Source organism: Domibacillus aminovorans (genome assembly GCF_001643235.1).
GTDB classification, from domain to species: Bacteria; Bacillota; Bacilli; order Bacillales; family Domibacillaceae; genus Domibacillus; species Domibacillus aminovorans.
Window position 1 is genome coordinate 1 of the sequence record NZ_LQWY01000009.1, and the last position, 13262, is coordinate 13262.

The 13262-nt window shown below is 36.0% G+C and carries 14 protein-coding genes and 1 pseudogene; 6 read left to right on the forward strand and 9 right to left on the reverse strand.

Features of this window, described 5'->3' with window-relative positions; translation table 11 throughout:
- Positions 1–210: 210 nt before the first annotated feature.
- Positions 211–537 (reverse strand): hypothetical protein, encoded by a 327-nt coding sequence (locus tag AWH49_RS04650; RefSeq protein ID WP_211268380.1) that lies wholly within the window; start codon positions 535–537, stop codon positions 211–213.
- Positions 534–1310: a ParA family protein gene (locus AWH49_RS04655; RefSeq protein ID WP_063964816.1), complete on the reverse strand. Its 777-nt coding sequence runs from the start codon at positions 1308–1310 to the stop codon at positions 534–536. Before AWH49_RS04655 ends, AWH49_RS04650 begins: the two co-directional genes overlap by 4 nt.
- Before the next feature lie 681 nt (positions 1311–1991).
- Here AWH49_RS04655 and AWH49_RS04660 point away from each other — a divergent pair.
- Together AWH49_RS04660 and AWH49_RS18955 are read left to right on the forward strand one after the other, a co-directional pair.
- The gene (locus AWH49_RS04660) at positions 1992–2471 is read left to right on the forward strand and encodes a GNAT family N-acetyltransferase (protein ID WP_063964817.1); all 480 of its coding nucleotides are present in this window, start codon (positions 1992–1994) and stop codon (positions 2469–2471) included.
- 394 nt (positions 2472–2865) lie between these two features.
- Entirely contained in the window at positions 2866–3006 is a 141-nt protein-coding gene (locus AWH49_RS18955; RefSeq protein ID WP_082862675.1) for a helix-turn-helix domain-containing protein, read from the forward strand.
- A gap of 98 nt (positions 3007–3104) precedes the next feature.
- Here AWH49_RS18955 and AWH49_RS04665 read toward each other — a convergent pair whose 3' ends face one another.
- Entirely contained in the window at positions 3105–3365 is a 261-nt protein-coding gene (locus tag AWH49_RS04665; protein WP_063964818.1) for a site-specific integrase, read from the reverse strand.
- Between the two features lie 218 nt (positions 3366–3583).
- Here AWH49_RS04665 and AWH49_RS04670 point away from each other — a divergent pair, with 218 nt between their 5' ends.
- Complete coding sequence (locus AWH49_RS04670; RefSeq protein WP_063964819.1) at positions 3584–4012, forward strand: hypothetical protein; 429 nt, start codon at positions 3584–3586, stop codon at positions 4010–4012.
- Between the two features lie 752 nt (positions 4013–4764).
- Here the strand turns inward: AWH49_RS04670 and AWH49_RS04675 are convergent.
- The 6 genes and pseudogenes from AWH49_RS04675 to AWH49_RS04690 all read right to left on the reverse strand — a co-directional run bounded on the left by AWH49_RS04675 (position 4765) and on the right by AWH49_RS04690 (position 8998).
- A complete protein-coding gene (locus AWH49_RS04675; RefSeq protein WP_063964820.1) occupies positions 4765–6477 on the reverse strand; it encodes a methyl-accepting chemotaxis protein in 1713 nt (570 codons plus the stop codon).
- A gap of 1 nt (position 6478) precedes the next feature.
- Positions 6479–6594, reverse strand: a pseudogene (locus AWH49_RS21170) (IS6 family transposase); the annotation flags it as partial.
- Positions 6595–6698: 104 nt separating this feature from the next.
- Positions 6699–7115 carry an SRPBCC family protein gene (locus tag AWH49_RS04680; RefSeq protein ID WP_063964843.1) on the reverse strand — a complete coding sequence of 139 codons (417 nt, stop codon included), beginning with the start codon at positions 7113–7115 and terminating at the stop codon, positions 6699–6701.
- A gap of 133 nt (positions 7116–7248) precedes the next feature.
- On the reverse strand, positions 7249–7485 hold the full coding sequence (locus AWH49_RS20650; RefSeq protein ID WP_244886772.1) for a DUF3967 domain-containing protein: 237 nt from the start codon (positions 7483–7485) through the stop codon (positions 7249–7251).
- Between the two features lie 78 nt (positions 7486–7563).
- Positions 7564–7827, reverse strand: a complete 264-nt coding sequence (locus AWH49_RS20655; RefSeq protein ID WP_244886773.1) for a MerR family transcriptional regulator — start codon at positions 7825–7827, stop codon at positions 7564–7566.
- Between the two features lie 556 nt (positions 7828–8383).
- Positions 8384–8998, reverse strand: a complete 615-nt coding sequence (locus AWH49_RS04690) for a TetR/AcrR family transcriptional regulator (RefSeq protein ID WP_063964821.1) — start codon at positions 8996–8998, stop codon at positions 8384–8386.
- 209 nt (positions 8999–9207) lie between these two features.
- Between AWH49_RS04690 and kynU the strand changes: the two genes are divergently transcribed.
- The 3 genes from kynU (at position 9208) to ald (ending at position 13223) form a co-directional block, all read left to right on the forward strand.
- Entirely contained in the window at positions 9208–10494 is a 1287-nt protein-coding gene (gene kynU / locus AWH49_RS04695; RefSeq protein WP_063964822.1) for a kynureninase, read from the forward strand.
- A 107-nt stretch (positions 10495–10601) separates the two neighbouring features.
- Complete coding sequence (locus tag AWH49_RS04700; protein WP_063964823.1) at positions 10602–12002, forward strand: amino acid permease; 1401 nt, start codon at positions 10602–10604, stop codon at positions 12000–12002.
- Positions 12003–12089: 87 nt separating this feature from the next.
- Complete coding sequence (gene ald / locus AWH49_RS04705) at positions 12090–13223, forward strand: alanine dehydrogenase (protein WP_063964824.1); 1134 nt, start codon at positions 12090–12092, stop codon at positions 13221–13223.
- Positions 13224–13262: the final 39 nt, after the last annotated feature.

The window sequence follows — 13262 nt, forward strand, 5'->3', positions numbered from 1 at the left end:
GAAAAGGGATTCCGTCATTTACACAAAATTCTTGACGCTCCCTAAAATAGACTTCAATATCTAATAATAATTAATAAATATTATTAGATATTTATTAATTATTATTTATAAAGTTCTTTTACATTTTATTATTTATGTTGTACTTTATTGAACTAACACATCCGTTAGTTCAATAAGAAAATCAACAATAGTCGCTAACAGAGGCTTTGTTTAAAGAAGAGCATCCCGTCTCATTTTTTCTTGAATTGCCTCGATAATCCACGAACTTTTTGAAATTTTTCGGTCTTTTTTCGTTACAGCATCGTATTTTGTTACGCCCTGACGCTTTAGCTGAATGACGATATCCTCGACTTTTTCATTGAGCGATGAAGGCAGGCTGATGCTTATATTTGTATGCGTTTCTTCTTTTTCTTCCTTGATAGATGAAATTCCCTGTTTGGCTAGTTGCAGTGTTTCTTTTGCCGTTAGCGCCTTCTGAACATCTTCAAAGGCAGGCTTCTTTGCTGTTTTCATTCCCTCTTTGTTCATGACCATCATACGCCCACTCCTTGTTTTATTAATTGAAAGACTTCTTCTAATTGTGCCATGACTGCTTTTGCATATCGACTATTGCTTTCATCAAGGTTTTTTTCTGTGAAATCAGAGTCTTCGACCAGTACAGACCGTTGAATCGTAGGAGCAGAAACGATATTCAGCTCTTTCAAATATTGTTTCAGTTCTTCGAGTCGCTCTTTTCGTTTCGTCATATCGACGTTCATAATGACGACTTGATAGTTTCCTTTCATACCGATTTGCTCGGTTTCTTTCACCAGTGCAATCGTTCTTTCCATTGCTGCAACAGAACTATAATCCAACTCCACCGGAATCAACACCAATTCCGATGCGACCAACGCCATGCTCAGCATTGAATTCGCTTCACTTGGATGTGTATCGATGAAGATATAATCGTATAAATGTTCAATCGTTTTGATTTTTTCTGCTAGTGCCAGGTAAAACGTGTATCTCGATTTCTCCTTCACATAAGGTATAAACGACTCGATTTTATCATTGGCTGCCACGAAATGAATCCCTGTGCGTTCATCGCTTAATACAACATCCTGAAAACTGCATTCATCTTTCATCCAGTCCTGAACGTAATATTCAAAAGAATTGTACTGGTAACCCAACCTGACAGCTACGTCTCCGTTCTGACAGTAATCCACAATGAGAACTTTCGCGTCTTCTTTCCGGGCAAGTATTGCCATGTACTTTACCAGCGTGGTTTTCCCAACCCCGCCTTTCGTAGATGCGGCAGTGATGATTTTTGCCATTGTTTTCCCTCCTCTTCGTCGTCTTATTCATTTTTTTATGTATTCTGCACAAACATTCAAGATCCTTTTTTATTATTTATTTTTTATTAACTATTATTTCTTATTGAAAAAATCCTTTTAAAACGTACTTAAATACCAAATAATAATTAATAAATATTATTTAGTATTTATTAATTATTATTTATTAGGTTTTTTTACATCTTATTATTGATTTTCATCCGAAAAAAAGACCGATTTTTATCTCGATCTTTTTTGTATGGTTTCTTAAACTAATACACCCATTAGTTCAAGATCAAAGTCTGTAAATAAACTCCCTTGAAACAAGTGAGGTTTAAATAAGTCAAATATGAGCAATCGAAAAAACGCTCCAGATTCTAAAAATCTGGGACGTTTCCAATACAACATATTTTCTATTATGTTGCGTTAAACAGGCAGACGATCAAAATTAAAATTAATTTGGAGATATAGTTAACCGTTACCTTACCTGCATATTTATCCTTTACAGAATAATTATTCCGAATATTACAATATATACAAAATTAGATCGAATATAATCAAGATACATCATAGGACTAATGACAACTTATTATTTTGTAAAATGTAAGAGACTATAGCTATATTGAAATATACCAAAGTCAATTGAAAGCGTTTTCGAAAAAGATAAGAAATGAGGAATTTATGATGGAAACACAGGAACTAGTAGTAACTGGTATTCAAATTAGAAAAATAGAAGAGAAAGACATACCACAGTTATTGCCACACATGTATGAATACATTGTTGATTTTTATAAGCAACCTCGCCCTAGTGAAAGCTCATTAAAAGGATTAATAAATTATATATTGGAAAACCCCCATGAAGGCATCCAGTTTGTTGCAGAAACAACAGATACGAAAGAAATAGTAGGATTTGCAATTCTATATTTTTCTTTTAATACATTGGCGGTTAAACGAAACGTTCATTTACATGACTTATTTGTTGCCCCAAGTAGGAGAGGGAAAAATATTGGTGAATTACTTATCAATCATTGTATAGCCCATACTAGAGAAAATGATTATTCTCACATGTTTTGGGAAACGGCTCATGATAATTTAGTTGGTCAATCCTTATACGATAAAATCGGTGGAAAACGGAATGTATGGGTAAACTATGAAATAAGTTAAGTATATCAATTTCCATGTAAGATCTTTGTTCATGGTTAGATACAAATATACTATAAAAACAAAAGAGCCCCCTCAATTATGTGATGGGGGCTTGTTTTGTTTGTCCTGATTAAAGCAACCAAGGGTTATTATAGATAAGTAACGATACTACTACTTTCCCAAAAAGCAAGGTACATAAATCTATATCCCACCATATCAAACTATCTTGTCCACTTTTTAATGTAGGGGTAGCGTCACATGCCCATCAAGGGAAAATTGTCAGCGATCTGCGTTAAAATATTGCTGAATTGGAAATTCAACTGCCGGTTTACACTCCCGTTTACTCAAAACAACTAACGTTACCGTGCTCTTTTTCCAAACTTCATTTATATTTTAAACAAAGGAAGTGAGACAATTGGAATTAGGTGACAAATTAAAAAAGCTTCGTCAGGAAAATGGATATTCCCAAAACCAATTAGCAGACAAACTCCATGTCACTGCTCAAGCCGTTTCTAAATGGGAAAATAATAAGTCCGTCCCAGATGTAAATTTGTAATAAAGTTTGATTAAACTAACGATATTAACCTTGATATGAGAACAAATTTAAAGAGCATGTTTTGAAAAAAAATTGATCAAAGCATGCTCTTATTGTATTTAATGGGACATTCTTTTATAAAAAAGTTCGCTCAATTTGAAACTCCCTAGTTTTTCTTTCATTGATTCGAAGATGTTCCGTATTCCTTGCGTCCTAGACCCGGAGTGACACGATATCGCTGATCCCAGGCCCAAATTGATGCCGAATATAAACAAAAAGGAATCCCGATACGACTGATGCAGCAAATATTCTTTCATCGTCCGGATCTGTTCCGGATCACGAATCGGTTCTACACTGTTTTGTCCCTGGTTTGCTGCCATAAGAAGTCCCCTTCATTCTATAACAGCTTCAGTGGTTTGAATGACAGGGCAAACAGGAGTTGAATTTAAAGCTAACTTACCATGATGATTTAAAGGAGTACTTGAAAAATGAAGATATGAAACCGTTGAGAAAATTACCTTTTAGCAATCGTTTGTACACATCTTTTCATAACAACAACATATACATCACTTGTATGTTTTGAAAGGAGGAGTACAGCATGAGTGATTATTCTAGTGATTGTTCTAGTGATAATAAGCATGATTCTATGAGTAAAAGACACAAGCAGGGGTGCCTTGAAGGTCTTAAAGAACGTTTAAAGGAGCACAGAGGTGATTTTGTAGGTATCTATGAAAAAAACGGCCACGCTGTTTTTGGGAAATTAGCAAAAGTCGATGATAACGTTGTTAAAATAGTAGGAATACCTTATTTTATTCCCGAACCTTTGAAATTTTGGGCTTCAGGTGAATGTGCTATGATTCAAGAAGCAGACGTTTATTTTATCTCTCTGTGTGCTATCACAGAATTTGCCATTAATCCTGATTTTCCAGAAGCTTCCGATGTATGTAATGGCGGTGGCGGCACTCCTACGCCAGGCGGTAGTAACACTGCTTGGGTTACTGGGGCTAAAAAACCATCTGACGATTGAAAATAAACTAACTATTAAGATAAGAAAGATACCATAAGAATTACTACTAAAAACGGCTTAGCTGATACTACACCGTTTTAGATTTTGGATAAAAAACACCTAAATTCACTGAAATCTAGGTGTTTTTCGTTTTTTTACAGTCTTTCTTATCTTTATTACCTTCTTGATGTCCTTTATGACTCGATTTAATCACTCCCTTTCCAACCTTAATCCCTAACTTTATTGTTAGGACACTGATTTGATGACATAAATATCCTGCTTGTTAAGAAGCAAAAGTCCTTTGGGAAACCTTCATATCTCACTAATGATCAAGTACAATCGCCCACATCTTTTTCTTACTCACCTTTGCACTAAAAGAATGTAGAAACATAGAATGAAACAAAGAGATTCACTTTTCTCGTCCTATTAAAGAGACTTCTTTTAACCACAACAAGCCCCAGTCCTTGATACTAAAGGGCTGGGGCTTGTTTTATCCATTCCCAATACAACATAATTATATTTATGTTGCATTGGGTACTGAATTTTATGTTTCATTTTCTTGAACTAACGCAGCTGCTAGCCATGCATTCAGCATCTTAGTCCACGTAGAATGTTTTACTGCTCTTCTTTATGCTTACCATCTCCATACCAAGAACTTTGACTAACTTCTCCGTTTTAACATCTCGACTAGGGTTACCGCCAACATTTCGCTTTTGCTCTTCTTGTTTATTCGTCTATGTTTTTTCGTATTATTCTTCGTTTTGAATATAATTTTATAACTTAAATTTTCCAGTAAGTAATTTTAACTTGGCTGACATTTCAGAAAGACGTTCAATTGAATGAGACATATCGAGAATAAGGCCCTCTTGTCTATCTGTAATGGAAACAGTCTCACGTGTACCAATTACAGCTTGTTCTGCAATCTGTGCGGTTTCTAAAACATCAGAAGTAATCTCTTCTGCAGCAGCTGACATTTCTTCTGATGTAGAAGTGACTTCCTGAATCTGACTTGCAACTTCCTCAATTGAAGACAAAATAGACCTAAAGACTTTTCCTGTCTCCGATACATCTAACATTCCTTGTTTTACATCACCAAGAACAACATCCATCGCATTAGTTGTATTGACTGTATCCTCATTAATTCTTTCTATAAGCCCTTGAATATTTTCTGTTGATTTTCTAGACTGCTCAGCAAGCTTACGAATTTCGTCAGCCACTACTGCAAACCCTTTGCCTGCTTCACCAGCACGTGCTGCTTCAATAGCAGCATTCAATGCTAGTAAATTGGTTTGTGAAGAAACCGCCCTAATCATTTCCACAATGTTTGATATTTTATCGGAATGCCCTTTTAGCGTCACGATTAATGATGAAGAATGATTGACAGAATCACTAATAGTCTCCATTTGGTTAATCACTTTTTTCAACTTTTGATTTCCCAGATTTACTTCCTTTAAATTAAGAACAGATAATTCAGAAGCAGTTGAAGATGATTCTGCAATATGATTGACCCCTTTTGCCATTTCCTCCATAACATTTACACTTTCATCTAAGCTTTGATGTTGTAATGATGAGTTTCCAGATAACTCTTCCATTGCACTTGCAATCTTTCTACTTGCAGAATTTGTTTCATCTGCATTTGACAAAAGCGTGGAAGCTGCTTCGTTTAACTCTAAACTGTATTGATTTATAGTTTGAATAATTCCTCTCAAATCCTGCAACATTTTGTTAAACGATTTTGTTAGTTTTCCAATTTCATCTTGTCGCTTAGATACGATGCTGATAGATAAATTTCCTTCTCCTATGGCTTCAGCATTTTGGGATAATTGTTGGATAGGCTTTGTAATTGAAAAAGTTGCTAAGATCGTAACAATAAAGCCAATTATTAAAATAACAGCAATAATGAGAAGTAGTTTAATTTTATTAGATGCAAGTGATTCATAAACGTCAGTTACATCGGAATCTGAGCCTACAATCCCAATAATTTCTCCTGATTTTGATTTTATTGGGATGTAAGTAGAAACAAGACCACCGTATTCTTCTGTATCAGACATTTCTGTTTCTATTTTTCCTGTTTCAAAAGCACGAGCGATTGCTGGAAAATCACCTTTCTCTTCTTCGCCAAATTGTGAAGCATCCTCTGAACCTTCAGGCATACCGTCTACTATGTAGTAATATTTATATCCTTCATCTGTTTTTTCCCTTTTCATCGTATATAAATAAATTAGACCATTAGATTCCCTCATCTCATTTAATTGCTTACGGAGATCCTTATAATAAGTCGTTTTCCCCTTTTCTAACATATCCTGATAATCGTCCACATTTATGATACTTACTGCACGATTAACAATCTCTACATCCTGTTTGCTAACTGTCTCCTTAATCAAATCCTCTGAATTTCTACTAGATACAAAACCTATTAATGCCCCCGAAAGCAAGATTAATCCTGAAAAAATCAATAGCATTTTAAACTTGATGCTCTTTACCATATTGTATCTTCTCCTTTACATTACGAAAACTCATGTTATACCCAAGTACCATCTCACTGTTAGCAAAATACTGTCAGGTTGATAATGTTTTGCTTTGAATAAGTTTGGGTTTTCCATACCGATTACACACCTTTTTTGATCAAACATAATAACATTTATTTTGTATTTGAATTTAAACTTTATATTTCACTTTCTTGAACTACACACCCATTACCATTAGTTCAAGAAAGTGAATCTAGATTTTCGGCAATCTTTTTTAGTTCCTTTGCACGAGAAACAATAAAGGTCCTCATGTACTTCTCCAAAATCAATTTATCTATCATGATGGTTCCATCTGCTTCTTCGATAAATTCATGTGTATGAACAAAGGAATGGAATGCTCCCTTCACCATAATATCTATAAACTTATCGGGTTTTTCCATCTCTGTCACTCTTGCTGTCAGCCTTTGCTTAATACCAAAGTGAACGGCTTCCCAAGTAACTGTATCCCCTTTCTCTAATAACCCTTCTGTGACTCCGCCAACAACTTTTTCCTTTGTTTTAGAAGTCGTTTGAGTATGAATATCTACGTTTCTTGCAAGGTCAAAACATACTTCAATAGGTGCTTTAATAAATTGTTGATGCTCAATGATAGGCATTTCATAATCTCCCTTTATAAGCATTTTCTAACACCCTATTAATCAAACCATTTACGTGGATAATCTTACAAAAAAACAGCCAAGAGATTTAGTCCTCTTGGCTGTTTGCACTAAATGCTGCATCTTTCTAGAATCAACTAAATAAACGTGCAAAGAAGCCTTTTTTCTTTTCTTCCTTCTCTTCTTTTTCTGCCAGCATTATTTTTTTAATTTCTTGTGTTTCATTTAAAGCCTGCATTAAATTACGATCCCTTGCTTCTAGCTTATCGTTGATATATTTCTGTTGATCTTCCATTTTTGTCACCATGGCTTGATTAAATTGCTCTTGCTTCTCTGCATTTTCCCTTAAAAAATAAAGTTCTTCCCTCATTTCTCTGAGTTCTTGGGCCAGTAGTTCATCGGGACCTTTCTCAGGAAGTGGCTGAAAAGCTTCTCCACCCGTTGCAAATTAATGTTTGATCTGTTTCATCGAATAATTTTGCTGCCGATGCATCATTTTGATAGACTTCATCTTTTCTAAAGCCTCATGGTCAAATACGTTGTAGCCACTTTCATTTTTCTTTAAGGGAATATATTCACGAAGCTCTTTTACCCAGTTACGAATGACATTTGGTGATTCATCTAGCCAATTTGCTACTTCTTTTATAGTGAATTCACCTGATACTTGATCATCACCTAGCATTTCCTCACCTTGATAATTACTTTTATCCATGTTTATACCCGCCTTATAAACGTATATAAAAATCTAAGTAATTTAAATACTTAGGGTTAGTATTCACTATTATGAAGGAAAATACTTAGGTTTGAAACCTAGATATTTATCAATGCCTGATTTATACACCTTTTCATTTTAATCTAAGATCGAAAAGCAACATATTGAACGTATGTATATAAAAAATTCCCGATTAAACTTTTGCGAAAACACAAGCAAAATAAACGATCAAATTGAGATTAGGCAAGCAAACGGAAAAGGATTTTTTCTGCACGTCTTGAAAAATGAGGTTCCTATCTTGAGTGGTTGTAAGTTATGCTTCGACCAAATAAAGAGGTTAAAACTAAAAAAGGTATAAGACTTTGCAAAAAAGCGAGAATCGCTTAGATGCGTAAATAAATCGAATCTAAGAGTGCAGAAAAGAAAGAGTACCATGCATTTTTTCCTCATGCTGATCCTTCTCTTTTAAAAAAACGAATCAATTTTTTATTTTTTGAAATCAAGAATGTAAGGCTTTATTTCCATTTAACGTTTAAACTGAAAAGTCGAACCATCATTATACATACAGTCCTGTGACGTAGACAGACGTGATAGTTTTAGCGACCTCTTCAACAGAAACAGTATGTTCGTCCCGGACAATTTCCCATAGGTACATTTCATTCGTAAAAAACCAGCCTCGTGCCACAATCTCATGATTTAATTCAGCTCTGGCTAGCCCATTTTGTTGTGCGTAGGCAACGTCCTTTGAAATTCGCTGAATAAATTTTTCCCGAATCGCTTTCCATTTATCTGAAACTAAAGAAGAAACCCCAATTGCCTGTTCAAAGACTTGCAACATATCCCGTTCAGCTTCTGCCATTAATATAAAAGCATTCGCTTGTTTACTAATGATATCCTCTGCTTCTTGTTTTGATTTTGGTAGGAAGGAGATCTCGGCAATTTCATAAAATCGCTCCATGACATCCTCCATCAATACAATTAAAAGATCTTCTTTTCCTTCAAAATGAACATAGGCAGTTCCATATCCGATGTTCGCTTTTTTAATCATTTGCGAGATCGTTGCTTTTTGAAAACCTTCTTGAAGAAAAACTTCCTTTGCAGCTTCTAATAATTTTTGCCGTGTCATCATCGAGCGTAAATGTCGTTTATCTTCTACTTTACTTTGATTCATTTTTATTCCTCCACTACTCATTATCTCTAGAATATATGGATTTTTATAAAAATGGAAGGGATGTCTCAAGGTATTAACATTAATAATACTCTGAAAAAATAATGTTGACATCATGTCATATTCAATGGATAATGATGTTGACATCATGTCATATTCATTAAAGAAAGCGCTTTAAAATAATTTTATTAATCGTAAAGGGGAGAATCATGATGCTTTTAAATAACTTTCAAGCAACTTTAGAATACGCAAAAGAATTGGATAAGGAAGATTCTCTTAAGCATTTTCGAGAAGAGTTTTATTTAAAACCTGGATCTATTTATATGGATGGAAATTCATTAGGACTTCTTTCGAAAAGAGCAGAAAGGACACTCTTAGAATCCTTAGAGGATTGGAAAGAATATGGGATCGATGGCTGGACACAGGGGAATCATCCATGGTTCTTTATGGCAGATGAATTAGGTAAGAAGCTTGCGCCGTTAGTAGGAGGTTCTGCTGAAGAAGTAATTGTAACTGGTTCTACAACCGTTAATCTGCATCAGCTTGTATCTACGTTTTACAAGCCAGATGGAATACGCTCAAAAATTTTAGCAGACGAACTAACATTTCCATCCGATATTTATGCTCTTCAAAGCCAGGTAAGAATTCATGGATTTGATCCGGATACACATCTTATCCGTGTGAAAAGCCGCGATGGCCGCTTTTTAGAAGAGGATGATATTATTGCAGCAATGACCGATGAAATTGCCTTAATCGTTTTGCCAACTGTCCTTTATCGCAGCGGTCAAATATTAGACATTAAACGATTAACCGATGAAGCACATAAAAGAGGTATTTTAATTGGATTTGACGGTTGCCACTCAGTTGGTTCGATGCCGCATTCCTTCAGTGAATGGGATGTTGATTTTGCGTTTTGGTGTAATTATAAACATTTAAACGGCGGTCCTGGCGGTGTTGGAGGCTTATTTGTCAATCGTAAACTTTTTGGAAAGATGCCTGGACTCGCTGGATGGTTTAGTTCTAATAAAGAGAAACAATTCGATATGGAGCATACATTAACACCTGCTCATTCAGCAGGAGCATTCCAAATTGGAACACCTCATGTACTTAGCGCTGCCCCTTTGATTGGGTCTTTAGAAATTTTCACAGAAGCTGGCATTGAAAATATTCGCCAAAAATCACTTAAAATCAATCAATATTTAATGGATTTAATTGACAATGAACTAGCAGATATGGGCTTTGTCATTGGAACGCCAAGAGAAGATGCACGTCGCGGCGGGCATGTGAGCCTTGAACATAAAGAAGCAGCACGAATTTGTAAGTCATTGAAGGAAAACGGAATCATTCCAGATTTTCGGGCACCAAACATCATTCGTCTTGCACCTGTTGCCCTTTATACTTCCTACGAGGATGTTTGGGAAGTGGTTCAAATTCTTAAAAAAATCATCATTGAAAAACAGTATGAGAAATTTAAGAATGAACGTGAAGTAGTGGCTTAATGTGAAACTCCATTAGAGGGGTTTTTCCTCTAATGGTTGCAGATTGGCAGGCATTGATTATGGAATGGTCGGACAAAGCCTTATGGTTAAAGAAGGGGATGAAATAGATGAAGAATAATAATAGCGGAGAGGGATTAAAACGAGAATTAACAACAAGTCAGCTTTCAATGATCGCGATGGGTATGGCGATTGGGACGGGGTTATTCCTTGGAAGTGGACTAGCTATTGGTGCTGCAGGACCTAGTGTATTGCTTAGCTATACAATAGGTGCTTTCATCGTTTTATTATTAATGGGATGTTTGGCAGAAATGACGGTTGCCTATCCAACTTCGGGATCTTTTGGAACGATTGCTGATAAATATCTTCATCCCATGGCAGGCTTTCTTGTCCGATACTCATATTGGATTGCTCAAGTTCTTGCTATTGGGGTTGAAATTAGTGCAATCGCAATCTATATGAAATATTGGTTTCCAGGGGTTCCTGGGGTCGTTTGGATCATCGTTTTTGCAGCAGTCCTCATTTATGTAAACGCTACCAGTGTTAATGCGTTTGCAACATTTGAGTATTGGTTCTCCATGATAAAGGTTAGTGCAATTGTTGCTTTTATTCTTCTTGGAGCGTATGTTCTATTTGGAACTTCTGGTCATGAAAATGTGGGTGCTAAGAACCTAGTTGATCATGGAGGTTTTCTGCCGTTTGGTTTAAAAGGTATGTGGATTGCCGTCTTTATTTCGCTTTTTAGCTTTATAGGTACAGAATTGATAGCGGTTACGGCAGGTGAAGCAAAAGAGCCGGATGTAGCTGTACCGAAAGCATTGAAAGCAACTGTATTCCGTTTGACTGCTTTCTATGTGTTGACTATGGCGATCATGTTGATGATTGTGCCATGGCAATCGGCAGGAATTGAAGAAAGTCCGTTTGTAAAAGTAATGGAAATCTTAAATATACCTGGTGCCTCTGGAGTAATGAATTTTATCGTTTTAACAGCTGCTTTATCATCCATGAACGGACAGCTATATGCTTCATCACGAACCATGTTTTCATTATCAAGTGAAAGGTTTGCACCAGCAGTTCTAGGTAAACTTAATAAAAAAGGTGTTCCAACAACTGCTCTTACCGTTTCAACAATTGGAATTGTTCTTGCTGCAGTTGTCAATGCACTGCTGCCTGAATCATCCTATGCATTCATGATGGGTATTTCCATGTTTGGTTCACTTTTTACCTGGTTAATAATCTTTATTTCTCATTTATTTTTCCGAAGGGAATGGGAGAAAATGGGCGGGCGCAAATTACCCGTAAGAATGATTGGCTTTCCCTATTTAACGATATTGGGAGGACTTCTTCTGCTAAGTTTAATGATCACAGCATGGTTCACTGATTTTAAAATTATGCTCCAATTTGGTATCCCTTGGCTGCTGTTTTTATCTATTGCTTATTTTGTTATAAAAAAAAAGAATCCAAATAGGGCAGAAAAATCTGATGTTTTGCAGGATAAAGAGACTATCTAGAATGTTAGTTAGATTTTTTCGAAAAACAGATTGAGAAAAATATGAGAGTTTAAAGACCATAAAAATAATAAAAGGAGAGATCATATCATGATCATCGGTATACCTAAAGAAATTAAAAATAACGAAAATCGTGTTGCTTTAACTCCAGCTGGAGTCGTTTCATTCGTAAATGCCGGGCATAAAGTGTTAGTTGAGAAAAGCGCTGGTGTAGGCAGTGGTTTTACAAATGAAGATTACTTAAATACTGGTGCAGAAATTATTGAAGATGTGACAGAGGTATGGGCTAAATCAGATATGATTATGAAAGTGAAAGAGCCGCTTCCAAGTGAGTATGGTTATTTCCGTAAAGGCTTAATTTTATTTACTTATTTACATTTGGCCGCTGAACCTGCTTTAGCTCAGGCGCTTAAAGAAAAGGGAGTTCTTGCTATTGCCTATGAAACAGTTTCAGTGAACCGCACTTTACCGCTGCTTACTCCAATGAGTGAGGTTGCTGGCCGGATGGCAGCACAAATCGGCGCACAATATTTACAAAATTCGAACGGTGGTAAAGGAATTCTCCTTGGCGGTGTTCCTGGTGTGAACCGTGGGAAAGTGACTATTATTGGCGGCGGTATCGTAGGTATGAATGCAGCGAAAATGGCAGTAGGACTAGGTGCTGATGTAACAATTATCGACTTAAGTACTGATCGGTTACGTCAATTAGATGATATCTTTGGCAATCAAATTAAAACACTAATGTCCAACCAATTCAATATCGCAGAGGCAGTAGCAGAAGCTGACCTTTTAGTTGGTGCCGTATTGATTCCTGGTGCAAAAGCTCCTAAACTGGTAACAGAAGAAATGATAAAGGCAATGAAGTCTGGTTCTGTTGTCGTTGATGTGGCAATTGACCAAGGTGGTATCATTGAAACGATCGATCATATTACAACACATGACAGTCCGACATATGAAAAGCATGGCGTTGTTCATTACGCTGTAGCCAACATGCCAGGTGCGGTTCCAAGAACCTCTACCATTGCTTTAACGAACGTTACTCTTCCATATGCATTACAGATGGCAAACAAAGGTGTATATAAAGCAATCGCTGAAAACGAAGCATTAAAACTTGGAGTAAACGTAGCAAATGGTGAAATTACGTTTGAAGTAGTTGCCAAAGACCTTGGTTACGACTATGTAAGAGTCGAAGATGCTTTAGAAAAAGAACTGGTTGCACGATAAAGCTATTATTTTATATGAATTAAAATAGAGTGAAAAAAC